We start from the raw sequence: 26126 nt of genomic DNA, 5'->3' as shown, positions 1-26126 counted from the left end.
CCCGGGGCGACATCGTGAGTCTGTTTCATTCGCACGCGCATGATCATGCGCACCACGGCCATCCTCATCACGCGCACCACGGTGCGCCGCAGCCGCCCGGCGCGTTTCGCCTGCGCGTGGCCGTCGCGGTGCTGTGCGTGCTCGTCGCGCTCGCGGTGGCGAGCTTCGTGCAGGTGCGTGCCGGCGAGGCGTCGGTGATCACGCGCTTCGGCCGGCCGGTGCGCGTGCTGCTCGAACCCGGGCTCGCGTGGCGCCTGCCCGCGCCGATCGACGCGGTGACGCCCGTCGACCTGCGCCTGCACACCACGTCGAGCGGCCTGCAGGACGTCGGTACCCGCGACGGGCTGCGCATCATCGTCGAGGCCTACGTCGCGTGGCGCGTGCCGGCCGATGCGCGCGACATCGGGCGCTTCATGCGCGCGGTCGGCAACGAGCCGGACGAAGCGGCGCGGCAGATCCGCTCGCTCGTCGGCTCCGCGCTGCAGACGACGTCCGCCGGATACGATCTCGCGTCGCTCGTGAACACCGATCCGGCCCAGGTGAAGATCGGCGAGTTCGAAGATGCGCTGCGCCGGCAGATCGATGCGCAGCTCTATTCGGCTTATGGCGTGCGCGTCGCCCAGGTCGGGCTCGAACGGCTCACGCTGCCGGCCGTCACGCTCGCCGCGACCGTCGACCGGATGAGCGCGGAACGCGAGACGGTGGCCGCGCAGCGTACCGCGGAGGGCAATCGCGAGGCCGCGCAGATCCGTTCCGATGCCGAGCGCGACGCGCGCATCGCACTGGCCGATGCGAACGTGAAAGCGGCCGGCATCGAAGCGCAATCGCGCAAGGACGCGGCCGACATCTACGGCAAGAGCTATGCGGGCAACCCGCACCTGTACACGATGCTGCGTTCGCTCGACACGCTGAACACGGTGGTCGGCACCAATACGAACCTGATCCTGCGTACCGACGCCGCGCCGTTCCGCGTGCTCGTGCAGGGCCCGGGCGACGCGTCGGCGCAGGCCGCGCCGGCGCCCAAGGCACACAAGGCCGCGCGATGAGCGAGCCGTCCGCACCGCCGCTCGGGCCGGGCGCGCAGGCCGTGCGTCTGTCGTTCTGGTTCGTCGCCGCGCTCGCGGTGCTCGCCGCCTGCGCGTGGGCCGGCTCGAACATCCGGCGGATTCCGGCGGACAGCCGCGCGGTCGTGATGCGGTTCGGCGCGCTCGTGCGTACCCAGGACGCCGGGCTCGTGATCGCGTGGCCGCAGCCGTTCGAATCGGTCCTGCTCGTGCCGGGCGCCGCGCGCGTGCTCGAGCAGCGGATCCGCTCGCTCGACCGCGATCCGCGGGCGCTCGCGCCGTCCGCGAAGGGCGTCGCGCGGTTGCCCGACGCGCTCGCCGGTTCGGGCTACGTGCTGACGGGCGACGGCGGCGCGGTCGCGTTGAGCGCGGTGCTTTATTACCGGGTCAGCGATCCGTACGCGTACGTGCTGCAGCAGGCTCGCCTCGACGCGGCGCTCGAGCGGATCGTGTCCGCGTCGGCCGTCGAAGTTGCGGCGACCCGCGATCTCGACGCGATCCTGGTCGCGCGGCCCGAGCAACTGGCCGCTGACCGGCAGATGGCCGCGCGTCGCGAACGGTTGCGCGGCGATCTCGCCGATACGATCGCGCGGCACCTGCGCGCACTCGACGCGGCGCACGCGGGGCTCGGCGTCGAAATCGCGCGCGTCGACGTGCAGCCCGCGTTTCCCGGAGCGGCCGCCGATGCGTTCAACGCGGTGCTGACGTCGCTGCAGGTCGCTGAACGGACCATCGCCGAAGCCCGCACCGCCGCCGAACAGCGGCGCCAGGATGCGCAGCAGGATGCCGACCGGATCGTGCAGGACGCGCAGGCCCACGCGGCCGAACGCGTCGCGACCGCGCAGACCGACACGCTGGACATCCGGCAACTCGACGCGACGCTTCGCGAGAACGGCGATCCGGGGCTGCTGGCGCGGCTGTATCGCGATCGCATGCAGCATGTGCTGTCGAAAGCCGGACGCGTGACGACGATCGATCCGCACGATACTTCCAACCTGATCCTGCCCGGAACCGCCCGATGAATTCGCTCGCCGAACCGGCCACGCAGCCGGACGCCGCGCCTGCCGGCACGACCGCCTACGCGCTGTCCTCCGACGAACGCCGCACGATCACGCGGCAGATCGCGCTGGCGCTGCTCGGGGGCGGCCTGCTCGTGCTGTCGTTCGCATGGCGCGTGCTGTCGGCCGGCGGCGACACGCTCGCGCAACTGCTCGCCGCGCTCGCGTCGCTGATCGTCGCGGGGCCGGTGTTCGCGAGCGCGTGGCACAGCCTGCGCGCGCCGAGCCTGCACGGCGTGACCGATCGCCTGATCGCGCTCGCGATGCTGGCCGCGTGGGCGATCGGCGACATGACGACAGCCGCGTTGCTGCCGATCGTGATGACCTTCGGCCATGCACTGGAAGAGCGCAGCGTGCTCGGTTCGCAGGAGGCGATCCGCGCGCTCGGCCGGCTGACGGCCGGCCGCGTGCGCCGTATCGGCACCGACGGCAGTGTCGTCGAAGTCGCGTACGACGCGCTGCGTGCGGGCGACCGCATCGAAGTGGTGGCCGGCGCGCGCATTCCGGTCGACGGCGTCGTCGTCGCGGGCACGTCGAGCGTCGACAATGGGCCGATCACCGGCGAATCCGTGCCGCACGACGTCGACGCAGGCAGCGCCGTGTATGGCGGCGCGCTGAACCTCGACGGCGTGCTGCGCATCGACGTCACGCACACGGGCAAGGATTCGACGCTCGGCAAGATCATCGCGCTGATGCAGCACGCGGAACAGGCGAAACCGCCCGTCACGCAAGTGCTCGAGCGGCACATGGGCGCATATCTCGCGCTCGTGCTGCTGATCGCGGCGATCGTCTGGTTCACGTCCTCGAATGCATCGGCGATGCTCGCGGTGATCGTGGCCGCGTGCCCGTGCGCGCTGGTGCTCGCCGCGCCGTCCACGGCCATTGCCGGGATCGCGGTCGGCGCGCGGCACGGCATCCTGTTTCGCAATGCCGCGTTCCTCGACAAGATCGCCGAAGTCGATTCGCTCGTGATCGACAAGACGGGCACGCTCACCCGCGGGGAATTGCACGTGCGGCAGGTGTGGCTGCAGCCGGGCGTTGACGGCGCGCAGGCGCGTGCGCTGGCCGCGCGGCTCGGCGAAAGCAGCGCGCATCCGGCGAGCCGCGCGCTCGTTCGCGATGCCGCCGCGTCAGGCCTGACCGGCGCTGCCGTTGCGCCGTTCGAGCGCACGCGGGAATTGCGCGGGCTCGGGGTCGTCGCCGACACGCCGGACGGCACGGCGGTACTCGGCCGGCCCACGCTGCTCGCCGACCATGCCGGTGACTTGCCGTCACCGCCGGAAGGATTCGACGGGCCGCTCGTCGGCCTCGTGCTCGACGGGCGGCTGCTCGCGTGGTTCGGTTTCGCGGACACCTTGCGGCCCGATGCGCGCGATGCGCTCGCCGAACTGCGGACGCTGGGCCTTGCGCGGCAGACGCTGCTGACGGGTGACCGCGAGCGCGTCGCGAGCAAGGTCGCGGCCGAGACCGGCATCGAGACGGTGGTCGCGCAGGCGCTGCCGCACGACAAGCTCGACTATGTGATGCGCGAGATCGGTGCGGGCCTGCATCCGCTCGTCGTCGGCGACGGGCTGAACGACGTGCTGGCGATCAAGGCCGGCTCGACGAGCATCGCGATGGGCGAGCGTGGCGTCGACATCGCGATCGCATCGGCCGATGTCGTGCTGCTGGGCGACGACCTGAAGCGGATTCCGACCTGCATCCGCCTTGGCCGACAATGCCGTCGCACGGCGACGACCAATGCGGCGATCGGCCTCGCGTGGACGCTCGCGGTGATCGCGCTCGCCGCGACCGGCATGCTCGGCGCGGTGTGGGCGGCGATCCTGCACAACGTTGGCACGTTCGTCGTGATTGCGAACGCCGGCCGGCTGCTGCGGATCGACGAGGACGTTCACGGCGCGTGAGCGATGGAGGGGGCACGTCGTCGCCGTTCGCGGCCGTCACTGAAAGTGATGCACATACCGCAGCACCATCCGCGTGCCCTGCGGCCGGTTGCGCGCATAGGTTTCGAAGTACGCGTTGAACATCAGATGATCCTGCGGCGAGAAGCTATACATGGCCCCCGGGCCGATCGCGAACACGGCCTCCCGCGTGCCCGGCACGTCCTGCCCGTTTGTCTTCATGTCGGTGGTCTGGCGCAGCCAGTAGCCGTTGAGTCCCAGCCGCAGGCCGGGGCGCACTTCGTATTCGGTCGCGAAGTTCGCGTGGATCGCCTGGCCGGCCTGCGTCGACGTCACGTCCGGGCCGAGCGACGTGGCCGGCTGATGGTTGGTCGCGTTCCACAGATAATGCAGCCGCCACGACACGGTCCACTTGGGCGTGAGCCACAGCGTCGCTGCCCAGTACGGATCGAACGACCAGACATGGCTGCCGGGATTGATCGCCCGCGAAGGATCGTACGCGCCGGTCGGCGCGATGAACTGGAACTCCACGCGCTGCGCGAAGCGCGGGCCTTGCGCGCCCATCACCGGGTCGAACTGGATGAACGGGCCGATCAGCAGGTCGCCGAAGCCGGCGCGCGCATTCAGCGCGACGTTGCCGATGCCGTCGTCGGTTCGCGCGGACGCGATCCACGGCAGGATCACGTCGAGGCCGGGATGCATGCCCGCGAACGTCAGCGGCGACTGATAGACGAGCTGGCTCAGCCCCGCGAACAGGTCGATGTCCTGCTTCGGCAACCCGACCTTGTTGCCCGCATTGTCGTTGACGCGGCCGGCCGTGTAGTACTGCAGGTACTGCGTGCCGTACCAGCCGGCGCCGGCCGGCGGCATCCCGTCGAGGAAGCTGGTCATGCCGAGGTTGACCGCCGGCAGGTCGGCTGCGCCGGCCGGCGCGCTGGCGGCCATGCCGGCGATCGTGAGGCCTGCGACGACGAGCATGCGAGAGCCGAGTTTCATGTTCACCACCTCCTGGAATATTTATTTGTATAACTAATCAAATGGCGCGAAAAAGATCGGGATGATCGGCGATCGCGCGATACTGGCCCGCATGGAACACCAGCGGCGCACGGCCGAACGTGTCGAACTGTTCGATCTGGCCGATGAAGAGCAGGTGATCGCCGCCTTCGTAATGGCCGACGTTGCGGCACACGAAGCGCGCGCTCGCGCCGTCGAGGCAGGGCACGCCGCCGGTTTCCGAATCGACGTGAAGCACGCCGTCGAACTTGTCGGCGCTGGGCGTCGCGAAGCGGCGCGACAGCTCGATCTGGTCGTGCGCGAGGATGTTGATCGCGAAATGGGTGGCCGCGACGAAATCCGGGCGGCTCGGCGCGACCTTGCGCAGGCTCCACAGCACGAGCGGCGGATCGAGCGACAGCGACGAGAACGAATTGGCGGTGAGGCCCACCTTGCGTCCGTCGGCCGCGCACGTGGTGATCACGGTCACGCCGGTCGGGAATTGCCCGAACGCGGTGCGCAACTGCAGCGGGTCGAGGGCCGGGCGATCGGTAGTGGTCGTTTCCATGTCGGTCACTCCGTGCGTACGCTGTGTTCGCGGATCATCGCCGCGCAGGCCGACGGCTCGAACCACCACGGCGAGAACCGGCGCGGATCGTCGAAGCCGTCGACGATCGCCGCGGCGAGCGACGGCAACCGGCCGGCCGCGCCGAGCAGTTCGAGGATGTGCGGCGGCGGTGGCGTGAGCAGCGAGTTGGTCCAGCGCACGACGTGCTGCGCATACGCCCAGTACCCTTCGAAGGTCTGCTGCATCCAGTCTTCGCCGAACGGCGCGGCATCGCGTGCGACGATCGCGTCGAAATACGCGTTCGCGCATTTCGCGGCGTTGTTCGATCCCTGGCCGGTGATCGGATCGTTGACGACCACCGCGTCGGCCATCCCGAACACCGTGCGGCCCGACGGCAACCGGAAGAACGGCTTGCGCACCGTCGGCGTGAAGCGTCCGGCGAGCGTGCCGTTCGGATCGGTGAGCTCGACGTCGCGGCAGCGCTCGAATTCCCACGGTACGTACTGCTGCAGGAACGACAGGCTCCGGTCCAGATGCTGGTCGGGCGTCTTCACGTCGGCCCAGCAGTCGAGCGGGCCGCCCGGAATGCCTTCGAACACCATGATTTCGCACGGGCCCGTCGTGGTCAGCGCGGGAAACACGAAGTACTCGCCGATGCCCGGCAGCAGGTTGAAGCGCACGCGCGAATACGGCTGGCTCGGCGTCATCCCTTTCACGTAGGTGAGGGCCAGCGCGCGTTGCGGGCGGTCGAACGCGCTGCGCGTGTCGTCGCGGCCGAGCAGGTTGACGATCTCGCCCTTGCCGGCCGCGAGCAGCACGAGGTCGTGGCTGCGTGCGAGCTCCTCGAGTTCGGGCACGCCGATGTCGGCAATGCGCACGTCCGCGCCCCGGCGCTTCACGCGGTCGAGCCAGTCGGCCATCTTCACGCGCTGGTCGACCGACTGCGCGTAGCGCGTCAGCCGGGACGACCAGTCGATCACCTTGCGGCCGTTGCCGTCCGGATGCGGCACCGCGATGCCGATCCCTTCGACGGACGGGCACGCTTCCTCCCACGTGTTCAGGCCGAGATCGCGCTCGATCTGCAATGACGTGTGGAACATGCACTGGCTCGACATGACCTTGCCGGTGCGAATCTGTTCGGCGTCGCGGTTGGTCGCGAGCGTGACGTGGTAGCCCTGGTCGAGCAGGGCGAAGGCGAGTTGCAGGCCGGACTGGCCGGCGCCGACGATGGCGATGCGTCTCATGAGGTTGTCCTTGGTTGGCCGAATGCCGGCCGGGATCAAAACGATGGCGGGAAGCGGTGCTGAGGAACCGTCACTCCGCGAGACGCGGAATGGCTGGCACCGCCTGTTCAGGGCCCATCGCGGCATAGCCGCCATCCACCGCGTAGTCGGCGCCGGTCACGAAGCTCGCCGCGTCGCTGCACAGGAACGTCACGACCTGCGCGACCTCGGACGGATCGCCGACCCGGCCGAGCAGGTGGAACGGCGCGGCGACGCGATCGGTCTTCGCGCGGTCGCCGTGCGTCAGCTCGTCCATCACGCGCGACCACGTCCAGCCCGGCGACACCGAGTTGACGCGAATGCGGTCGGGCGCGAGATCCATCGCCATGCTGCGCGTGAGCTGGCGGATCGCCGCCTTCGATGTCGGGTACAGCCAGCGGCCGGTTTGCGCGCACTGGGCCGAGATCGAGCTGAAGTTCACGATCGCGCCGCCGCCGCGCCGGACCATCTGCGGATGCACGGCCTTGGCGAGCATCGCCGCCGACACGACGTTGACGTCCATCGCGGCGAGCCAGTCGTTGCGGGTCGCCTGGATGCCGTTGTCGACGTAGCTGCACGCGAGGTTGACGAGCACGTCGATCGCGCCGAACCGCTCGACGATGGCCGCGACCGCATGCTCGATCGCGCGATCGTCGGTGATGTCGAGCGCGACGAACATCGCCCGTTCGCCGAGCGAGTCGGCCACGCGCGCGCCGTTCTCCGCATCGAGATCGAGGATCGCGACGCACGCACCGGCGCGGCTCAGGTCCTGCGCGACCGCGGCGCCGATCAGCGTGGCGCCGCCGGTGACGATCGCGACTTTGCCAGCAAGGGCAGTCATGGGGTGTCTCCGGAAATCGTTGTGTGGGGGAAGGTGTTGTGTCAATGCGTGCCCGACGACGGCTCGCTGTCCTGCCAGCGGCGCATCAGCCCGTTCGACGGCACGGTTTCGTCGAGCAGCTTGCGGGCCGTTTCAACGCCCGCGACCGGCAGGCCGGCCGGATCGAGCAGGCCGACCTGCACGAGCACGCTCGCCTGGTCCCAGTAGATGTGCTCGTGATAGAGCTTGTCGCCGCGAAACTTGACGATCGCGACGAGCGGAATCTCGACGCGCTTGCCGGTCGGCGCGACGCCCGGCAGCATCCAGTCGATCTCGGTGGTGTGCGTGAAGCAGAACAGCAGCTCGTCGACGATCTGGCTCGCGCCGACCGTGCGCGAGATCGGCGTGATCGTCGTGTCCGGCGGATTCGCATGCACGAAGTGATGCGTGTAGAAGCGCTTGAGCTCGTCGTAGCCGACGCCGCCCGTCAGCGTCGGAATATGGTTGACGTACGGTTCGGCAACCATCGTCGCCATCGTGGCATCGACGTTGCGCGTGTCGAATTCATGTTGGAGATGCGCTTCCCACAGTGTGGACAGATCGTAGTGCGGGCCGAGCGCGGCACGGAACGCGGCGATCGCGCGCTGATGGGCCATGCTCGCGGCGGCCTTGTCGAAATGATCGCCGCCGGCGCGTGCGAACGCGTGATCGACCCCGGGATACACGTACACTTCGACGCCGTCGCGCCCGGCCAGCGCTCCAGCAATGCGCTGCTGCGCGTCGGGCGGGCAGAAGCGGTCCTGCCCCGCGATCTGCAGCACGAGCCGGCCGTGCAGGTGCGACGCCTCGTCGAGCGCGTGCTCGATGCCGACGCCGTAGTAGCTGACCGCCGCGGCCACGTCCGGCAGCCGGCACGCGGCGAGATACGCGAGCTTGCCGCCGAGACAGTAGCCGAGCACGCCGGTTCCGCCCGTGCATTCGGGAAGCTGCCTGAGCACGGCCAGCGTGGCGCCAACATCCTCGACACCCTTGTTCTCGTCGTATTCGCGGTAAAGGGCCATTGCGCGTTCGGCATCCGCTCCCGCATAGCCGAGTTCGATCCCCGGCGCCTGGCGCCAGAACAGGTCGGGCACGAGCACCGTATAGCCTTCCTCCGCGTAGTAGTCGGCTGCTTCCCGCATCGTCGCGTTCGCGCCGAAGATCTCGTGGCACAGCACGATGCCCGGTCCCTTGCCGCCGGCCGGCGTGCTCAGGTAGGCGCGAAACGTGCCGCCGTCCGGCGACGGAATCTCGATGTGACGTCCTTGCATATGTCCCTCCATTCCAGTTTTTTGCTGCGACGGACCCAGTATTGGCGGACGAAATGGGCACTTCTATCCGCTTTCTTCGGCCGATATCCGCGAATTCCGGAAACCTGTTGCACCGGCCGCCGCGCATGGGCGGGCGCGCGGCTGACTGCGGGTATGTGCGGATGCGGAAGCCCCGCACAGTTTTCTACGATGCGCGAACGGCCCGCTTCTTGCGTCATGTATGCAGGACTTGCGCGCTTGGGCGGCCGGACTGTCCGGATACTCCGGGCGCTATCCGGATCGTGCGGCGGATGCCCCCACATCGGGAATGCATGCACGGCGCGAGTGCAATGGAGCATGACGGGAGAACAGCGATGGCGCAATTTTCCGGAACAGGCTGGTTGCCGGATACGGCCTGTTTCAATCACGACAACCTGCTGCTGCAGTCGAACGACGTCGACGAGGTGCGCGCACGCGTGGCCGACGTCTTCAAGCCGCACCGGCTCACGCCGACCGGCGAATCGCGCGCGCTGCACAGCTGCATGCATCACGCGCGCTGGGGCAACCTGTCGTTGAACCTGCTCGATTATGGCGGCGGCGTCAGCATCGAGCCCGGGCCGCTCGAGCACTTCTTCCTGTTGCAGATCCCGTTGCGCGGCGACGCGGAGATCGAGTGCGGCTCGGCGCGTTTCGTGTCGTCGCCGGGCACCGCGTCGTTGATCTCGCCGACGCTGCCGCTGAAGATGCGCTGGGGCGACGCATGTCCGCAAGTCATCCTGCGTATCGAGCGCGAAGTGATGGAGCGCCACGCGCAGCGGCATTTCGGCGACGACCGGCGCGCGCCGGTCGAATTCGAGCCGGCATTCAGCCTGTCGTCGGCGCAGGGCGCGTGTCTGATGCAGATGCTGCCGATCCTCGCCGGCGCGATCGCGACGGACGCGCATCCGCTGCGTCATCCGCTCGCGTTCGAGCAGCTCGAATCGACGCTGCTCAACCTGCTGCTGCACGGCCACCCGAACAGCGCACGCAACGGCACGCGGCACCTGCCGGTGGCGATTGCGCCGTTCTATGTGCGGCGCGTCGAGGACTACATCCGCGCGCATCTCGACGAGCCGCTGACGATCGAACGGCTCGCCGAACTCGCCGGCGTCAGCCCGAGCACGCTGTTCGCCGGCTTTCGTCATCGCCACGGCACCACGCCGATGGGCTTCGTGCGGCAGTTGCGGCTGCAACATGTGCGCGAGGAATTGCTGGCCGACGCGTCGCCGGGGCTCGCGTCGGTGACGGACATCGCGCTGAAATGGGGTTTCGCGCACCTCGGGCGGTTCGCGATCGAGTACAAGCGGGCGTTCGGCGAGTCGCCGTCGGCGACGCTCAGGATGCGGCGCGGGCGCGCCTAGCGGTTCACGCGGCAGGCCGCTCCCGCTACGGCAGCGACACGCCCCAGACTGCCGTCACATTCCCGCCGAGCCGCCATTCGGTGAACGGGCGGCGCGGTGCGATGATCGCCGGCAGCCGCGCGTCGTGAAAGCGCGCGTAGTACGGCTCGACCCAGCTCAGTTCATCGCGGAACGTCCACGGAAACAGGTCCTGCCTGACCGGCGTGATGGCCGTGAAGCTGGCGGGATCGTCGACCGCGTTGATGACCAGGTTCGCCAGGCGGCCGATCGCGCCGTCGTTTTCCCGATAGAGATCGATATGGCGCCGCTGCACGAGTTCCGCCGCGAACACGAGCGGGAGCAGCGCGAACGTGTGATAGTGCAGCGCGCGGTTGCCGCGTTTGACTTCCCGTGCCAGCGAACCGTCGGGGCCGATGTCGCGGATGCCTTCGCGTACCCGCAGCAGCCCCGAATCGACGAGGCTCGCGTTGCCGGTCACAGTGCCGATGGCGATCAGGTCGAGTCCGGCCCAGTACACGAGGTTGTTGTGCAGGTGGTTGATCGCTTGCGCATCGCGGGTGGCGGTCGCGATACGTTCGAGCCACGGATCGATCGCGTCGAACCGGGCGCGGTTCGCGTCGCGCACGTCGCGCGGCATGCGCAGGATCACCATCGCGAAGTCGGTGCCGGCCCAGGAGCGCTCGTAGTCGCCCTGGTAACCGGTGATCCGGCCCATCAGCGCGTCGGCCCGCGCCCAGCTTTCCAGCAGGCTCACCGCGCATGACCAGTCACCCTTGTCCGCCGACGCATTGAGCCGTGAAATGAAATCGCGCATCGGCTTCACGGCGCGCGCATAGCCGGCGGCGTCGTCATAGTAGCCGGGCGGATCGATCGTCGTGACGGCCGCCGGGACCTCACAGGCGCCGGCCGGCGGCATGGCCCAGCAAAGTGCGCTCACCGCGAGCCACGCGGCGAACAGGGGGCGAGTCGACAGGCGGCGCATACGGTCCTCGGTGGTGACGTGACGATGACGTGGCAAACACGGAAGCCGAACCGGGGGCGGACAACCTCGCGACGCAGGACGCGCGCGGCCGCCCAGGCACGACGAACCCCGTTGATGCGCGCGGGCCGTGCAGCCCGCGGCCGCTTCCCGTCGCGCACGCAGTCTAGCGTCCCCGTCTTTCATCCGCCTTGCCCGGCGCCGGCCGACGACGCATTTTTTTGAGACTGCGCCCTATTCGCCCGGTATCATCGCTGCGCTCGCGACCGACGCCATGGGCCAGTGCATGCCGACTCGCGCGCAACCTGCATCGCCAAGAAGACAACACAGGGCGGACGCCGACGGCGCGTCGCGCCGCGATCGGGCCGAATCGGCCACCAGCACGACGGAGCAAGGAACGATGGTAACGGGGACGGGTGCGGCGCGACGCGCGAGGGCGATCGCGGCCGGAAGCGCGTGGGTCGTGGCGGCGGCGGGCGGCGCACACGCGCAGGCATCGGGTGCGGCAGTCACGCCGCTGGCCGGCGCGGCGGCGGCCGTGCTGCCGACGATCGACGTGACCGGGAAGGCCGACGGCGCGTCGAGCGGGCTCGTCGGGCTGCGCACCACGGCCGGCACGAAGACCGACACGCCGGTGGCCGAGATCCCGCAAACGATCAATCTCGTGACCGCGCAGCAGATCGAGATGACCGGCGCGACCGACCTGAACCAGGCGCTGCGCTACGTGCCGGGATTCGCGACGTTCGGCGCCGACAGCCGCACCGACTGGTATGCGGCGCTGCGCGGCTTCACGCCGACGCTGTACGTCGACGGCGTCGCCGCGCCGAATACGGCCGTGATCGCGAACTGGCGCGTCGACCCGTACACGATCGACTCGATCGCCGTGCTGCGCGGGCCGACCTCGGTGCTGTACGGCGCGGGCGAACCCGGCGCGATCGTCGACGCGCACACGAAGCTCGCCGACGGCGAGCGCGTCCGCGAAGCCGGCGTGCAGATCGGCAACGACGCGCGCAAGCAATTCATGCTCGATGTCGGCGATACGCTCGATCCGGACGGCCGCTATGCGTACCGCTTCGTCGGCGTGGCGCGCGACGGCAACGCGGTCACCGGCCCGAACGGCGACCGGCGCGTCGCGCTGGCGCCGTCGTTCCGATGGCGGCCGACCGCCGATACGTCGCTGACGCTATCGGCGACGTTCCTGCAGGACGGCAGCGATATTTCGTCGAACTTCCTACCGGCGTCGGGCACCGTGTTGCCGAACCCGAATGGCCGGCTGTCGCAGGACATCTACATGGGCGCCCCCGGCTTCAACGACTACCGGAAGAAGCAGTGGTCGCTCGGCTACGCGCTGGAGCACCGCGTGAATGCGATCTGGTCGCTGCACCAGGACGTGCGCTGGTCGCACCTGTCGCTCGACGACGCGACGGTGTTCGGTATCGGCTACGTGCCCCGCAGCAGCACCAACATGATGCGTTATGCGGGGCTGTTCCAGCTCAACTACAGCCGGTTCGACATCGACAACCACGCGCAGGCGCGCTTCGGCACGGGGCCGCTCGAACATACGCTGCTGCTCGGCGCGCAATATGACCGGCAGACGACGACCAACAGCGTGTGGCTCGCGCTGGCGCCGTCGCTCAACCTGTATCACCCCGTCTACCGGCCCGTCACGGACGCGATTTTCTCCGGCCCGACGTCGCTCGGCCACGTCGACCAGTACACGGCGATGAACACGTTCGGCGTGTATGCGCAGGACCAGATCCGCTGGCGGCGCTGGACGCTGACGCTCGGCGGCCGCGAGGATTTCGTCAATGCGCGGTTCGACGACCGGACGGCCGGCACGCAGGCGCGGCAGGACGTCAGTGCGTTCTCCGGGCGCGTCGGGCTCACCTATCAGGGCGACGCCGGGCTGTCGCCGTACGTGAGCTATTCGACGTCGTTCGATCCCGTCATCGGCGTGAGGATGGTCGGCGGCGGCTTGCCGAAGCCGACACGCGGCAAGCAGACGGAAGCCGGGTTGCGCTGGCAGCCGCCCGGCAAGAACCTGCTGTTGAGTGCGGCCGTCTACCAGATCGACCAGACCAACGTCGCGACGCCGACACCGGTGAGTCTCGACCCGACCGGCACGACGTCCGTGCAGACCGGCAAGGTGCGCTCGCGCGGGATCGAGCTGAGCGCGGTCGGCAAGGTCACCCGCGAGTTGTCGGTCGTCGCGTCGTATGTGTATCAGGACGTCAGGAACGTGCAGGCGAACGACGCGTCGCTGAACCACTGGCCGGTGTCGGTGCCGCTGCCGCGGCAGATGGCGTCGATGTGGGCCGACTGGACCTGGCGCACGGGTATCCTGTCGGGCCTCGGGGTCGGCGGTGGCGTGCGCTACCAGAGCGCGTCGGCCGGCGCACCCGACAACTCGCTGACCGTGCCGAGCGTGACGCTGGTCGACCTGGCGCTGCACTACGAGATGCCGCACTGGCGATTCGCGCTGAATGTCGCGAACGTGTTCGATCGCAGCTATGTGAGCGGTTGCCAGTCGTACGCCGTCTGCGTGTTCGGCAACGAGCGAACCGTGCTGGCCACCGCGAAATACAACTGGTAGGCGCGAACGCGCGCAGCGGGCCTACGCGTCGCGTTGCGGCTCCCGGCGCACGGCGCGTTCGCCGGCGTGACGCTGGCGCCGCCACTCGGTCGGCGTGAGGCCGAAACGTTCGCGGAATGCGGTCGCGAAATTCGCCGGCGTGGAAAAGCCGATCTCCTTCGCGATGCTGGCAATGCTGAGCGACGTCGAATCCAGCAGGTCCTGCGCGATCCGCAGCCGCTCGTGCCGCAAGTACTCGAACACCGTCTGGCCGAGATTGTCGCGAAACGCGCGTGACAGCCGCTTTTCGTGCGTGCCGACCGCGCGGGCCAGCTGCTCCACCGTCGGCGGATCGTTCAGCGTCCGTGCCAGGTGGCGGATCGCCGCGCGCACGATGATGTCGTCGTCCTTGCCGGCCACGAACGGGTTTTCCATGTCGACGGGCCGCTCGCGCTTCTCGCGCGCGAGCTGCACGCGAATCCGCGCGAGCACTTCGGCGGGCTCGAACGGCTTGACCACATAGTCGACGCAGCCGATGTCGAACCCCTCGAGGCGCTCGTGCAACGCGCCGGCCACGGTCAGGAAAATCACCGGAATCGCGCACGTCAGCGGATCAGCGGCAAGCAGCCGGCATGCGGTGAAGCCGTCCATGCGCGGCATGCGGACATCCATCAGGATCAGGTCGGGCATGAGCGCCTGCGCGCGCTGGCACGCCTGCAGCCCGTCGGACGCAATGCTGATCCGGCACCCCGTGCCGCGCAGGATGTCGATCAGCAAGCGAAGCTGGTCGGGCTGATCGTCGACGATCAGGATATGGGCGTCGCCCAATGCGGAGATCGATGGATGCATCGTGCACCTGTTCTGGAATGACTGCTGGCTGCGTTCCTGCGGGTGGCCGGCCCGGTTCGGATCAATCGTCGGAAGCTGCTCGATGGCGACGTACAAGCGCATCGACATTCGAATTTCGCCCCGCTACACGACGGACAACCGGTCGGCGTAATGCCTTGCATGGCGGGTTTTGATCACTGACCCGGTAAAGGCGCGAAGCGTTGCCGGCGTCGCGCGCTGAAAAGTGCGCGACTGCCGGTATCGATGCGAGCCGAATTGTAGGGGCATATTTCAATTCTTGCCAGACGCATTGACTCTATCTGCTTCAATCCGTTTTTCAGCTGCTTCAGCTTGTATGGTGATTCGTGTTTGGCGTGCGGCACACCGGTGCCTGTCCATTTCCGCCATTTTCATTTGGCGCCGCCACGTGCGGTCGCGTAGTTCAGAAATATTTTTGGGGAAATCTTTTGAGGAATTTTTCTTTAATCCGCCTCAGCAAAGATTTTATCCTCCCGACAAAACATCTCGATTAATTTAGATGGCGCGAAATCGTTTGAGAGATGCACGTTTTTAGCGCAACTATTTGAATATATTGAATTTTACAATCTATAAAGAATGCCACCTTCAATAATTTTAATTCGTGTCTCATAATTCGTCCGAACTTTGAGTGCAGGGTTGCACCGAGCAACGCAAGGCACGGCGGATTGTGACGGACGTTGTGCGATTCGGATCCGAGGCATCAATTGATGTGACTCCGAGCGCATGTCCGTTGCGCGCAAGCGAAAATCCGGTTGCCGTGGATGAAATAAAAGAAGTGGGGTGGGTCGCGGTCAGCGCGACATCAAATCAGGGGTGTCCATAACGGCGGATTGAATCTCCGGATTCAGTCGCTGGGCGAATTAGCCCATATAAAACGATATGCATTCCTAATGCATCACCAGGATTAACGGAACGGGCCGTCACACGAACGACGGGCCCGCGCTTTCGAACGTCCCGTCGCCACGGGCGGACGATGCGCGCCGTCTTCGGCACGCTCGAGTCGGGCACGGGCATCGGGTTCCGCACTGAAGTCGTAATCGCAATCGCAGTCGCAGCTGAAGTCTTCAACAAAACTAAGTAGTCCGTATTCAAACCAAACGCTACAAAACGGAGCAGAAGACCATGAAGAGGAAGCAGATTTCGGCGCTTGCCGCCGCCATGTTCACGGGTGCAGGTGTGCTGATCTCGGGCGCCGCGCATGCGGACAATTTCGTCGATCGCGGCAACCCGGACAACGCGCTGAGCGGTCAGTGCATCGACGGCACGAACCCGTTGTGCGTCGCGACCAAGAGCGGGAGCTACGTGGCGGTAAGCACGGCAAACGTTAAGATGGGCACGAACGCCAAGGCCGGCACCAGCGGCATCGCGATCGGCGACCAGTCGAACGCAAGCAGCAATGGCGGCACCAGCAGCGGCGGCGCGATCGCGGTCGGCGTCGGCGCGCAGGCGCTGGCGAACTCGGCCACGGCCATCGGCACGGTAGCCGTCGCGCAAGGCAACACGGCGCTCGCCATCGGCCGCCAGTCGGCCGCGGTCGGCGATTTCTCGATGGCGCTCGGCAACGTCGCCGATGCGCACGGCACGAGCTCGATCGCACTGGGCCACTCGGCCCTGGCCAGCGGCGATCGTTCGGTCGCGATCGGCGGCGCCAACCCGACGTCGAGCGACGGCGTGTCGGCCGGCGCGTCGTATGACGCGGCCACCCAGACGCGCGCCGGCGGCACGCAATCCGTCGCGATCGGTGCTGGCGCGCAGACGAACGACAACAACCAGGTGGCGATCGGTTCGGGCAGCGTCGGCGCGAACAATGGCGGCACGCCGGTGTTCGGCGGCACGGCCGCGCCGGTTGGCGGCGCGGTGTCGTTCGGCGCGATCGGCAACGAGCGCCAGCTCAAGAACGTCGCGGCAGGCGCGGCCGATACGGACGCCGTCAACGTCCAGCAGCTGAAGAACGTGAACGGCACGCTCAGCACGAGCATCGCCACGGTCGACGCGCGCGTGACGTCGGTCGGCAATTCGCTGTCGACCACGATCTCGAACGTCGACCAGCGCGTGACCAACGTGGGCAACAGCCTCAGCACCAGCATCGTGACCGCAACGAAGAACGTCGTGAAATACACCGACGATTCGCATGCGGCGATCGCACTCGACGGCGCCAACGGCACGACGATCAACGGCGTCGCGGCCGGCGTCGCCGACACCGATGCGGTCAACGTCGGCCAACTGAAGGGCAGCGTCGCGCCGCTGCAGACGTCCATCTCGACGGCGGCGTCGAACATCGCGAACCTGCAGGCCAGCGTCACCGGCATCAACACGTCGCTGAGCACGGCAACCACGAACATCAGCAACCTGCAGGCGGCCGATGCACGCAACGTGAAGTACGACGGGCAGAGCGGCTTCGACTCGGTGACGTTTGCCGGCACGAACGGCACGACGCTGCACAACGTCGCGGCCGGTGTCGCGAATACCGACGCCGTGAACGTCGGCCAACTGAACGGCGGCCTGTCGTCGCTCAGCACGAGCGTGACGAACAACATCAGCACGACGCTCGGCAACCTGAGCACGTCGATCAACAACCAGATCGGCAATGCGACGAAGAACGCCGTGCAGTACGACGATGATGCACATAGCGGCGTGACGCTCGGCGGCAAGGGCGCGCAGTCGCAGGTCGCGCTGCACAACGTCGCGGACGGTGTTGCCGCGAGCGACGCCGTGAACGTCGGGCAGCTCGGCAAGGCCACCGACACGCTGAACCAGTCGATCACGACCGTCGGCAACAACGTGACGACGCTCGGCAACCAGGTGACGACGAACACGGGCAACATCGCCGCGCTTCAGCAGGATGCGCTGCTATGGAACACGAACCTCGGCGCATACGACGCGAGCCACGGCGGCAACGGCCCGCAACGCATCGGCAACGTCGCGGCCGGCAAGAACGGCACGGACGCGGTCAACGTCGACCAGTTGAACGCGGCGATTCAGGACGGCACGAGCCAGCTCGATGCGCTCGCAGTGAAGTACGACGACGCGAGCAAGAAGCAGGTTTCGCTCGGTGCAGGCAACGGCGGGAGCCCGGTGCGACTGACCAATATCGCGGAAGGCAACGTCGCGGCCGGCAGCACCGACGCGGTGAACGGCGCGCAACTGCGCCGCGCGAGCGACGGCACCGCAGCCGCGCTGGGCGGCGGTGCAACGGCGAATCCGGACGGCTCGATCAGCGCGCCGGCCTATAAAGTCGGCGGCGGCTCGTTCAACAACGTCGGCGACGCACTCACGAACCTCGACGGCCGGGTCGGCAGCAACACGACGACGCTCGAGAATCACGAAACGCGCATCGGCAACGCCGAAACGAACATCGCCGGCAACACGGCCGCGATCGCCGGGCTGCAACAGGACGCGCTCCAGTTCGACCCGAAGGCCGGCGCCTACAACGCGGCGCGCAGCGGCGCACCGACGAAGCTGACGAACGTGGCCGACGGCAACATCGCCGCGGGCAGCACGGACGCGGTGAACGGCGGCCAGTTGTCGGGCGTGAAGTCGTCGCTCGAACAGCAGATCACGCAGGTGTCCAACCAGGCGGGCGAGGCCGTGAAGAACGTCGTCAAGTACGATGTCGACACGAACGGCAACCGGCTGAATTCGGTTTCGCTGATCGGCGGCGACACGAATGCGGCCGTCGTGCTGAAGAACGTCGCCGCGGGCACCGACGATACGGACGCGGTGAACGTGAAGCAGCTGAAGGGCGTGCAGTCGAGTCTCAACCAGCTCGGCGCGCTCGCGGTGCAGTACGACGACAGCTCGAAGAACTCGATCACCCTCGGCGGCGCCGGCGGCACGCGCATCACCAACGTGCAGGCGGGGACGCTCAGCGCAACCAGCACGGACGCGGTGAACGGCTCGCAGCTCTACGCGACCAACCAGCAGGTCGCGAAGAACACGACCGACATCACGAACCTGCAGGGGAACGTGACCAACATCGCGAACGGCAAGGCCGGCCTCGTGCAGCAGCAGGATCCGAATGGCGCGATCACGGTCGGGAAGGACACCGGCGGCACCAGCGTGAACTTCTCCGGCACGGCGGGCGACCGCGTGCTGACCGGTGTCGCGGCGGGCGTGAACAACAACGACGCGGTCAACATGGGCCAGTTCAACAATGCGCTGAAGAACGTCGCGGCCAACGACCAGATCCGCGCGGCGGCGACCGATGCGAACACCACGTGGATCGCGCGAGCCGATGCGGGTGCGATCGGGTCGACGGCGACGGCAACCGGCAAGAACGCGGTGGCGGTCGGCCAGGGCTCCGTCGCCGATCGCGACAATTCGTTCTCGGTCGGCGCGAAGGGCAGCGAGCGCCAGGTCACGAACGTCGCGGCCGGCACCGCGCCGACCGACGCGGTGAACGTGCAGCAGCTGAACGACAACCTGTCGGCCGCGTCGAATCAGGCGAAGGGCTACACCGACCAGCGCATCGGCCAGGTGTACAACTCGTTCAACGACCTGAAGAAGGACATGTACGGCGGCGTGGCATCGGCCATGGCCGTGGCCGGCCTGCCGCAACCGACGGGCGCGGGCCGCTCGATGGTTTCGGCGGCGACGTCGAACTATCACGGCCAGCAGGGTTTCGCCGCCGGGTACTCGTACGTGACGGAAAGCAACCGCTGGGTCGTCAAGGCGTCGGTGACGGGCAACACGCGTTCGGACTTCGGCGCGGTGGTGGGCGCGGGTTACCAGTTCTGACGTCATCTGTGCAGCACCGATTGACCGGTGGTGCCGGGCAGCGGTCGTGATGTCCGGCACTGGCGGGAAATCCGTGGCCCGGGGTGGGTTTGTCACCCTCGGGCCATCGACGCTTGATGCGTCACGCAAAGCGACAGGGATGCGCCGAGCGCGTGTGGCAGTCCCTGCCGCTTGCCTTGTGCCCGGGGCTCGCGCGGCAAACACAGCGAAACGAGGGGGCAGGCCCATCCCGGCCGAATGCGAATAGCGCGATCCACGGCGATCGCAACGGCGCCCCGGCCCCCGGTTTCATGCGGGTTCGCGGGCGGTCCGGACGTGCCACGAATGCGAGTTGTCGAACGTGAGCGCCGGCTCGTATTCTGAATGCGTCGGGCGGAACGGCATGGGGCCTCCGCCGATCCACGCATGACAGGGACTCGCAATGACTGCCATTACGCAAACCATGAAGCTCAACCACCTGAGCTTCCCGTCGGCCGACACGCTGGCGACGGCCCGATTCTTCGAGCGGCACCTCGGTTTCACGATCGCGGGAAGCTGGGAACAATCCTGGATCCTCAAGCGCCCGGGCTTCGACGTGGTGATCGATCACGTCAGCGACGACAGGTCGGCATGGCCGGCGAATTTCCACGTCGGGTTCGAACTGCCGAGCCTCGATGAGGTTCGCACGTTGTTCGAGCGCTTCCGGGAGGAGGGCGTCGAGATGGTGACGGACGTCTTCAACAACGGGCGCGGTTCGCGTTTCTTCTGCCGCGCACCGGGCGGCGTGATGTTCGAACTGAACACGCGCGCGGATGCCGCGCCGGCATATCAAGGCACGTTCGATGACTGACGCAGGTAAGCGTCGCGCCGCGCTCAGCCGCTGGCGCGGGCCAGCCTGTCGATGACCGCGCGGGTGTGCGAAGGCCGGGTGATTTCCGTCCAGTGCAGATGCGCGAATGTCGGGTCGTCTCGCAGGGCGGCGAACTTGATGCGATTCCTGGCGAACGTGGTGTACGACCACAGCAGCACCGACTCCCGGGAGAATGCCATCCGCAGCGACTCGCGGTTGCCGTGAGAAAGCTCGGTGCGCATGAGCCCGCGGCTCAACGTGCGCCAGAGCACCCGGGAGAACACCGTCCGTCGCCCGAAGTTGAGCCAGACCACGTGCGTGGCTCTCGACCAGAGCACGTCGCGCACGGCGCTGTAGTTCCCGTCGGCGACCCAGCGGTCGCCGGCGGTCGCGGCCAGCACGGCGCTCTCGAACTGTTCCGGCGGCACGGCTGTCCAGCCGGGGCCCCAGTAGAGTCGATCCAGCTCGATGCAAGGGCAGCCGGCTGCTGCCGCCAGCGCGCTGGAAAAGGTGGATTTCCCCGCTCCGCTGGTTCCAACGACGATGAAGCGCATGGGTTTGACCGCGGTTGAATTTTTGAAGCTGCGTATTGTGCCCCATGCGTGCCCCATGCGTGCCTCATGCAGGAAGCGGCCCCTCGAATGCCGCGGTTCATCGTTGAATCTTCGCGATGCCCAGGCTTGCTCCGCCAACCCATCTGCATTGGAGGGGCAGCCTGGTCAACGTCGAATCAGCCTGACGGGCCGTTGCCCGGCCCCGTCACACGCAGGCTGAAGACGGAACCCTTCCGGTTACTTCTTGAGCGACACCACCATGTTCTGCGTGTTGCCGACGCGAACGTACTCGAAGCGGAGTTGCTGGTCGTTCGACTGCGGCACTCCGTCGATGGCGACGACCTGCTTGTGCAGCATCGCCGACTGGTCGAACGCGCTGCCGGCGCCGTAGAAGGTGAACTTGCCCGTCGCCTTGGACTCGGGTGTCGACTGGAAGTTGAACAACCCCTGGGGATACGTCTTGTTGCCCAGGAAATCGAAAGGTTTTCCGCCGGAATACGTATCGAATTCCACGTTGGCGTTGTGCGAGATGGAAAACGTTGCCGTCGACGCATTGTCGTAAAACTCGACCGCGTCGGTAACGAACTTCGCATTCGCATCGTCCTGAGCCCAGACCCGCACGCTTTTGCGCAACGTAATCTGCTTGCTCGTCATCGCGCTCTTCGCACGCCTTCCGAACGCGAGACGCGATTCGGCGATCTCCATCTTGCCGCCCGTCGATTCCATGTGCAGCGAGTAATCGTTGCCCGGAACCCGGGGCAGCGCCGCCGGCAGAACGGCATACTCGCTGAATGTCAGCACGATCTCTTCGGCACGGACATTCACCGCGGACTGGCCCTGGACACGCAGCTTCTTGGTGCTGGCGTACAACCGGCAGGAGACGTCATAGCGGCTGGCGCCGGCCAGTTCCAGATCGAGGAGAAGGTCGATATACATGCCGAGCAACGGCGGGACCAGGCCGCCCGCATTCACCGTATCGAAACGGCTGGCCTCGAACGCGGCGTCGACGATCCTGAAGTTGACGAACGGGTGACCGATGAGCTTGTGCGGATACGGGCCCATCGTGAAATCGACGCCGCGCGCATCGCCGGAGATGCCGCGCATCACGAGGGCACCGCTACGAAGATCGATTTCAACGGGCGGGATGTCGTTGTCGAAACTTCCGCCCCATACCGACGACTGCCGGGACAGCAGCGTCAACGTTCCGGCGGGAGCGATCATCGAGAAGGATTTGCCGGCTTCCTTGTCAAAGGAAGGGGCGCTCACTTCATTCGTACCCGCCGTGCTGTATGTCTGGTTTTCATTGGGCTTCCAGATGAAGATGTCTGGCATGATGCTCTCCTGATTGATTCGAACGTTACGCACGGGAGCGTTGAATTCTCCCCCGTCAGTCTCGAGGTTGATCGAACGGCGACCGGCGCTTGATTGGCTCTGTTCGACCCGCCTGAAGTCAGGCGCATGGCGAAAGAGTGACGCCAATATAGGACCGTTTTTTTCCAGAATCGATTACACGTGATTACGCGGCGCGGCGTGCCGGCAGCGCCTGTATCGGGGGGGCGAGCAGACGTGTCCGGGCCGGGTAGTCTCGGCGTCCCGCAATGGCCGTTTGAATGTGACATCGAAGTCGGCTGTTCGCTGCCTGCGCCTTTGTACGACCAGCCACGACAATCCTGCCGCACACCGCGGCGGCCAACCCCGACAAGATCAAGAGAGAGAAACGATGGCGACCGAACCCGGGTTGCGGGACAGCATGCATGTGCGTAGCACCCGTGACGGCAACCCGTCATGTGTGCACGGATGGGTAACGGCCAGGCCCGCGTCTCGAGCGAATCGGGGGCTGGCATGAGCGACAAACCCGTTCTTGCCGCCGGTACACCGTGCGAACCGGCCGCGTCGACTGCGTCGCTGATGGCGCTGGCCTGCCTGGTCGTCTTCATGGCGCAAATGGCGACGACGGTGTACCTGCCGTCACTGCCTGTCGTCATGCGCGAACTGAAGATGACGCAAGGCGGCGCCGAGTTGTCCATCTCCGCCTATGTGATCGGCGCGGCGCTGCCGGTGCCGCGCTGGTTGCGCTCGCAACCACGTTGATGCTGGCGTCCTGGCTGGGTGGCCGGCTGGATCATTTCGGCGGCCTGTGGATCTTCATCGCGCTGTATTGCCTCGCGATTTTTGGCCAGGCGGTGCTGTTTCCCAACAGCATGGCGACCGCCGTCAGCAATGCGCACGAACACGGCGCGCATGCGATGGCGTTGTGCGGTTTCCTGCAGCAAGGACTGGCGGGCATCGCGGCGACGGCCGCGGTGCTGCAGCACCACGGCGGCACGTGGACGCTCGCCGTGTTCGTGCTGGGCGCGCTGACGTGGCTGGTGGTGCGGTTCAAGGTGAGGGCCGGCTAGGCAGCGGACGTCAGTGAATAGTGCATCGGCCGCACGCGCGTTCCTCGGCAACAACCGCGTGCGCAACCGCTGACTGGGCATGAGCCTTCCGATGCAAGAGAACGTGTGACGTGCACATCCGATGGGTTGCGCCGCGCCGCTCAAGCGAAAGATTCGTAGAAAGCATTACCTCGTGCGCCGCTCGGCAGGTTTTCACTACGAATTCAAAGGCATTGTCGTCAAAATCGAGAATCGAACGGCCATTAAAAGTTTCATTGGCGCGCCGGCAATGGCAACAATCAAAATAAATATTTAATAAAGCAACTAGTGTCTGGAGCATTACCCCCGGCTTTACCTCATTCGTCCTGCCCGACCCGCGCCACGCGCGGTCTTTCCCAGGCAGCGCCAGCCTCTCCGACACATTCCCCCGATGCAACCTTGTCGATCCCGCCATCGCGGCCGACGAGATCATTTCAAATTTCTCACCAAACAATGACTCGATTAACGACGATGACAGTAAAAAATAAACTGTCAGAAAATATCTTGTAATTATAAAAATGACCCTCTAGCATCCCTCTGCGGTTCGTGACATGTCTTACATCAAAGTCTGTACTTGATGCATTCCTCGAACATCACCCACTTATAAGCCGGGGGATTACATGAAGAAACTGTCTCGTCTGCTGTCCATCTCCGCGATTACCGTCGCGAGTCTCAGTGCTTTTGCCCAGGCCGGCGACCCGTCGGCTACGGTCGACAAGGCACTGCAACTGATCCAGCAGAACCCGTCCGCCTTCAGCCTCGCAGCCGGCGGCGCAGCACGCACGTTGAAGTTCGCAGGGCCGCAGGCGAGCGCGCCGGCGGATGGCGATCAGTTCCAGGTGCGCGACGTGATCGTCGACCCCGACGGCACTGAGCACGTGCGGTTCGACCGCTTCTACGCGGGCCTGCCCGTGATCGGGGGCGACGTGGTCGTCCATTCGAGCAAGGGGCAGTTGAAGCAGGCGAGCGTGACCCAGCTCGCGCCGATCAGTCTCGCCGGCACGATCGGCAAGGTCGGCGACCGCGCGGTCGTACGCAACCCACCCGACATCGGCGCTGCCCGGGTCAAGCGCATCGCGGCCGCGCGTTTCAACTCGGACGTGCGCCGCGTCGATGACGCGGAACTCGTCGTGTTCGCACGCGACGTCACGCCGACGCTGGCCTACGCGGTGCGCGTGTACGGCAAGGCGACCGATGTGCATGGCGACGCGGTGCTGTACTACGTCGATGCGCGCACCGGCACCGTGCTCGACGCGCAGGACCTGATCAAGACGGCGGCCGCGACCGGCACCGGCCGCTCGTTGTACTACGGCAACCTGACGCTCACCACGGACCAGACGGGCACGAACGCGTACCGGATGCTCGATCCGAGCCGTGGCTCCGGCTCGGTCTACGACGGCCGCGGGCTGACCTCGGACGACGTCGAGCAGGCGACCGACCTGCCGATCTTCACGAGCAGCACGAACGTGTGGGGCAACAATACGACCACCGACCGGCAGACAGTCGCCGCCGACATCGACTATGGTCTCGCGCTGACTTGGGACTACTACAAGACGACGCACAACCGCAACGGCATCTTCAATGACGGCCGCGGCGTGAAGAGCTATGCACACGTGGTGTTCAACACGGGCAGCGGCACGACCGGCGCGAATGCGGCATGGCTGGATTCGCACGTGATGGTGTATGGAGACGGCCAACCCGGCACCAGCCTGCCGAAACCGGTCGTGTCGGTGGACGTCGCCGGACACGAGATGAGTCACGGCGTGACCGAGGCCACGGCCAACCTGAACTACTCGGGTGACGCGGGCGGCCTGAACGAGTCGACGTCCGACATCTTCGGCACGCTCGTGAAGTACTACGCCAACAACCCGAACGATCCCGGCAACTACGTGATCGGTGCGCGCGTGGTGAGCGGCGGCCTGCGCAAGATGTACAAGCAGGATCTCGACGGCCGGTCGTTCAGCTGTTACCCGTCCGGCGGATTCTCGTGGTCGAATCCGCGCCACGATCCGCATTTCACGTCGGGCGTCGGCAACCGCCTGTTCTACCTGCTCGCGGAAGGCCCGACGGTGCCGTCGACCGATACCGGCCTGACGAAGGCGCAACTGGTGTGCAACGGCGACACGACCTTCAGCGGCGTGGGCCGCGAGAAGGCCGGGAAGATCTGGTACCGGACGCTGACCGTGTATCTGAACGCCAACTCCAGCTACCCGAACGCGCGTCGTGCGTCGATCCAGGCGGCGAACGACCTGTATGGCACGAACTCGGCCGAAAGCGCGGCGGTCGCTCGCGCGTGGAGTGCGGTCGGAGTGAATTGATGGCGGTTGTGTGAGCGCATTGAACGCCCGGCGCGCGCGTGGTGAACCCTTCGCTTCGGCGAAGGGCGAACCGGTCGAAGCCACGTGACGCCCGGGCGAATGAAGGGCAGCCGTTGATCGACCGCCTGCGATTGCAGGCGGTCGATTTTTTGGCGGCCGGCTTTCACGACACTCGCCGTCTATCCTGCTGATCTCGCCGCGACGCGTCACCCGTCGCGCCGTTCGTCGGAACGCGTTCCGTCCAATCGATCACCTGTCCGGTGGTGTGCCATTCGAGCGCGATGTGCTCGGCCTCCGCCGCAGCCCGAATCTCCTTTCCCCCATCCCGTCTCGTTCCGGCACTTTTTCCCAAAAAAATATCTGTCGTGCAATCGTTTGCGCCCGGCCACGCGGCGTTCAGTTTATTCATCACATGCCGATATCTGGAGGGCGCGCCTGATCGAAGCGGCATTGCCCCCCGCTGCGTCGATCGGGCATGGCATCGGCCCATGCGACGGA

19 protein-coding genes are annotated in these 26126 nt (G+C 66.6%); 10 read left to right on the top strand and 9 right to left on the bottom strand.

All coding sequences use genetic code 11. From position 1 onward, the window contains the following. The first annotated feature begins 14 nt into the window (after positions 1 to 14). From hflC to CFB45_RS35190, 3 genes are read left to right on the top strand one after another with little or no spacing between them, the layout of a single operon-like run. Positions 15 to 1046: a protease modulator HflC gene (gene hflC / locus CFB45_RS35200; protein ID WP_089429712.1), complete on the top strand. Its 1032-nt coding sequence runs from the start codon at positions 15 to 17 to the stop codon at positions 1044 to 1046. Then, complete coding sequence (gene hflK, locus CFB45_RS35195) at positions 1043 to 2086, top strand: protease modulator HflK (RefSeq protein ID WP_089429711.1); 1044 nt, start codon at positions 1043 to 1045, stop codon at positions 2084 to 2086. Before hflC ends, hflK begins: the two co-directional genes overlap by 4 nt. After that, the gene (locus CFB45_RS35190) at positions 2083 to 4026 is read left to right on the top strand and encodes a heavy metal translocating P-type ATPase (RefSeq protein ID WP_089429710.1); all 1944 of its coding nucleotides are present in this window, start codon (positions 2083 to 2085) and stop codon (positions 4024 to 4026) included. Before hflK ends, CFB45_RS35190 begins: the two co-directional genes overlap by 4 nt. A gap of 36 nt (positions 4027 to 4062) precedes the next feature. On the opposite strand, the gene CFB45_RS35185 is transcribed toward CFB45_RS35190, so the two are convergent. The 5 genes from CFB45_RS35185 to CFB45_RS35165 form a co-directional block, all read right to left on the bottom strand. Continuing rightward, on the bottom strand, positions 4063 to 5019 hold the full coding sequence (locus CFB45_RS35185; RefSeq protein WP_089430126.1) for a SphA family protein: 957 nt from the start codon (positions 5017 to 5019) through the stop codon (positions 4063 to 4065). 37 nt (positions 5020 to 5056) lie between these two features. After that, positions 5057 to 5584: a flavin reductase family protein gene (locus CFB45_RS35180; protein ID WP_089429709.1), complete on the bottom strand. Its 528-nt coding sequence runs from the start codon at positions 5582 to 5584 to the stop codon at positions 5057 to 5059. Positions 5585 to 5589: 5 nt separating this feature from the next. Beyond that, entirely contained in the window at positions 5590 to 6828 is a 1239-nt protein-coding gene (locus CFB45_RS35175; protein ID WP_089429708.1) for a styrene monooxygenase/indole monooxygenase family protein, read from the bottom strand. A gap of 70 nt (positions 6829 to 6898) precedes the next feature. Continuing rightward, positions 6899 to 7687: an SDR family oxidoreductase gene (locus tag CFB45_RS35170; RefSeq protein WP_089429707.1), complete on the bottom strand. Its 789-nt coding sequence runs from the start codon at positions 7685 to 7687 to the stop codon at positions 6899 to 6901. Between the two features lie 41 nt (positions 7688 to 7728). After that, complete coding sequence (locus CFB45_RS35165) at positions 7729 to 8976, bottom strand: dienelactone hydrolase family protein (RefSeq protein ID WP_089429706.1); 1248 nt, start codon at positions 8974 to 8976, stop codon at positions 7729 to 7731. 353 nt (positions 8977 to 9329) lie between these two features. On the opposite strand from CFB45_RS35165, the gene CFB45_RS35160 reads away from it, so the two are divergent. Continuing rightward, a complete protein-coding gene (locus tag CFB45_RS35160) occupies positions 9330 to 10355 on the top strand; it encodes an AraC family transcriptional regulator (RefSeq protein WP_089429705.1) in 1026 nt (341 codons plus the stop codon). 25 nt (positions 10356 to 10380) lie between these two features. On the opposite strand, the gene CFB45_RS35155 is transcribed toward CFB45_RS35160, so the two are convergent. Next, a complete protein-coding gene (locus CFB45_RS35155; RefSeq protein ID WP_089429704.1) occupies positions 10381 to 11337 on the bottom strand; it encodes a mannuronate-specific alginate lyase in 957 nt (318 codons plus the stop codon). Between the two features lie 397 nt (positions 11338 to 11734). Between CFB45_RS35155 and CFB45_RS35150 the strand changes: the two genes are divergently transcribed. Next, positions 11735 to 13927, top strand: coding sequence for a TonB-dependent siderophore receptor (locus CFB45_RS35150; protein WP_089429703.1), 2193 nt, complete (start codon positions 11735 to 11737; stop codon positions 13925 to 13927). 21 nt (positions 13928 to 13948) lie between these two features. On the opposite strand, the gene CFB45_RS35145 is transcribed toward CFB45_RS35150, so the two are convergent. Beyond that, positions 13949 to 14755: a response regulator transcription factor gene (locus CFB45_RS35145; RefSeq protein ID WP_089430125.1), complete on the bottom strand. Its 807-nt coding sequence runs from the start codon at positions 14753 to 14755 to the stop codon at positions 13949 to 13951. Between the two features lie 1140 nt (positions 14756 to 15895). On the opposite strand from CFB45_RS35145, the gene CFB45_RS35140 reads away from it, so the two are divergent. Then, positions 15896 to 19510, top strand: coding sequence for a YadA-like family protein (locus CFB45_RS35140; RefSeq protein ID WP_089429702.1), 3615 nt, complete (start codon positions 15896 to 15898; stop codon positions 19508 to 19510). A 421-nt stretch (positions 19511 to 19931) separates the two neighbouring features. Further along, entirely contained in the window at positions 19932 to 20339 is a 408-nt protein-coding gene (locus tag CFB45_RS35135; RefSeq protein ID WP_179255144.1) for a VOC family protein, read from the top strand. Between the two features lie 23 nt (positions 20340 to 20362). On the opposite strand, the gene CFB45_RS35130 is transcribed toward CFB45_RS35135, so the two are convergent. Then, the gene (locus CFB45_RS35130) at positions 20363 to 20893 is read right to left on the bottom strand and encodes a toxin (RefSeq protein WP_089429701.1); all 531 of its coding nucleotides are present in this window, start codon (positions 20891 to 20893) and stop codon (positions 20363 to 20365) included. A gap of 237 nt (positions 20894 to 21130) precedes the next feature. Then, positions 21131 to 22225, bottom strand: a complete 1095-nt coding sequence (locus CFB45_RS35125; protein WP_144025263.1) for a hypothetical protein — start codon at positions 22223 to 22225, stop codon at positions 21131 to 21133. A gap of 510 nt (positions 22226 to 22735) precedes the next feature. Between CFB45_RS35125 and CFB45_RS39225 the strand changes: the two genes are divergently transcribed. The 3 genes from CFB45_RS39225 (at position 22736) to CFB45_RS35110 (ending at position 25628) form a co-directional block, all read left to right on the top strand. Next, complete coding sequence (locus CFB45_RS39225; protein ID WP_179255143.1) at positions 22736 to 22984, top strand: hypothetical protein; 249 nt, start codon at positions 22736 to 22738, stop codon at positions 22982 to 22984. Beyond that, a complete protein-coding gene (locus CFB45_RS35115) occupies positions 22984 to 23292 on the top strand; it encodes a hypothetical protein (RefSeq protein WP_179255142.1) in 309 nt (102 codons plus the stop codon). The genes CFB45_RS39225 and CFB45_RS35115 overlap by 1 nt, the downstream gene beginning before the upstream one ends. Before the next feature lie 638 nt (positions 23293 to 23930). Then, positions 23931 to 25628 carry a M4 family metallopeptidase gene (locus tag CFB45_RS35110; RefSeq protein WP_089429698.1) on the top strand — a complete coding sequence of 566 codons (1698 nt, stop codon included), beginning with the start codon at positions 23931 to 23933 and terminating at the stop codon, positions 25626 to 25628. The last annotated feature ends 498 nt before the right edge of the window (positions 25629 to 26126 follow it).

The sequence above is a fragment of the Burkholderia sp. HI2500 genome, assembly GCF_002223055.1.
Lineage (GTDB): Bacteria > Pseudomonadota > Gammaproteobacteria > Burkholderiales > Burkholderiaceae > Burkholderia.
The sequence above is the reverse complement of the archived record's forward strand: the minus strand, read 5'-3'. Positions and strand labels throughout refer to the sequence as shown.

Bases quoted from the DNA above. Each gene is read 5' to 3' on its own strand.
- CFB45_RS35140 (WP_089429702.1), top strand. From the start codon at position 15,896: ATGAAGAGGAAGCAGATTTCGGCGCTTGCCGCCGCCATGTTCACGGGT.
- CFB45_RS35155 (WP_089429704.1), bottom strand. From the start codon at position 11,337: ATGCGCCGCCTGTCGACTCGCCCCCTGTTCGCCGCGTGGCTCGCGGTG.
- CFB45_RS35115 (WP_179255142.1), top strand. From the start codon at position 22,984: ATGCTGGCGTCCTGGCTGGGTGGCCGGCTGGATCATTTCGGCGGCCTG.
- CFB45_RS35130 (WP_089429701.1), bottom strand. From the start codon at position 20,893: ATGCGCTTCATCGTCGTTGGAACCAGCGGAGCGGGGAAATCCACCTTT.
- CFB45_RS35185 (WP_089430126.1), bottom strand. From the start codon at position 5,019: ATGAAACTCGGCTCTCGCATGCTCGTCGTCGCAGGCCTCACGATCGCC.
- CFB45_RS35135 (WP_179255144.1), top strand. From the start codon at position 19,932: ATGACTGCCATTACGCAAACCATGAAGCTCAACCACCTGAGCTTCCCG.
- CFB45_RS35125 (WP_144025263.1), bottom strand. From the start codon at position 22,225: ATGCCAGACATCTTCATCTGGAAGCCCAATGAAAACCAGACATACAGC.
- CFB45_RS35180 (WP_089429709.1), bottom strand. From the start codon at position 5,584: ATGGAAACGACCACTACCGATCGCCCGGCCCTCGACCCGCTGCAGTTG.
- hflK (WP_089429711.1), top strand. From the start codon at position 1,043: ATGAGCGAGCCGTCCGCACCGCCGCTCGGGCCGGGCGCGCAGGCCGTG.
- CFB45_RS35110 (WP_089429698.1), top strand. From the start codon at position 23,931: ATGAAGAAACTGTCTCGTCTGCTGTCCATCTCCGCGATTACCGTCGCG.
- CFB45_RS35145 (WP_089430125.1), bottom strand. From the start codon at position 14,755: ATGCATCCATCGATCTCCGCATTGGGCGACGCCCATATCCTGATCGTC.
- CFB45_RS39225 (WP_179255143.1), top strand. From the start codon at position 22,736: ATGAGCGACAAACCCGTTCTTGCCGCCGGTACACCGTGCGAACCGGCC.
- CFB45_RS35190 (WP_089429710.1), top strand. From the start codon at position 2,083: ATGAATTCGCTCGCCGAACCGGCCACGCAGCCGGACGCCGCGCCTGCC.
- CFB45_RS35165 (WP_089429706.1), bottom strand. From the start codon at position 8,976: ATGCAAGGACGTCACATCGAGATTCCGTCGCCGGACGGCGGCACGTTT.
- CFB45_RS35175 (WP_089429708.1), bottom strand. From the start codon at position 6,828: ATGAGACGCATCGCCATCGTCGGCGCCGGCCAGTCCGGCCTGCAACTC.
- CFB45_RS35170 (WP_089429707.1), bottom strand. From the start codon at position 7,687: ATGACTGCCCTTGCTGGCAAAGTCGCGATCGTCACCGGCGGCGCCACG.
- CFB45_RS35150 (WP_089429703.1), top strand. From the start codon at position 11,735: ATGGTAACGGGGACGGGTGCGGCGCGACGCGCGAGGGCGATCGCGGCC.
- CFB45_RS35160 (WP_089429705.1), top strand. From the start codon at position 9,330: ATGGCGCAATTTTCCGGAACAGGCTGGTTGCCGGATACGGCCTGTTTC.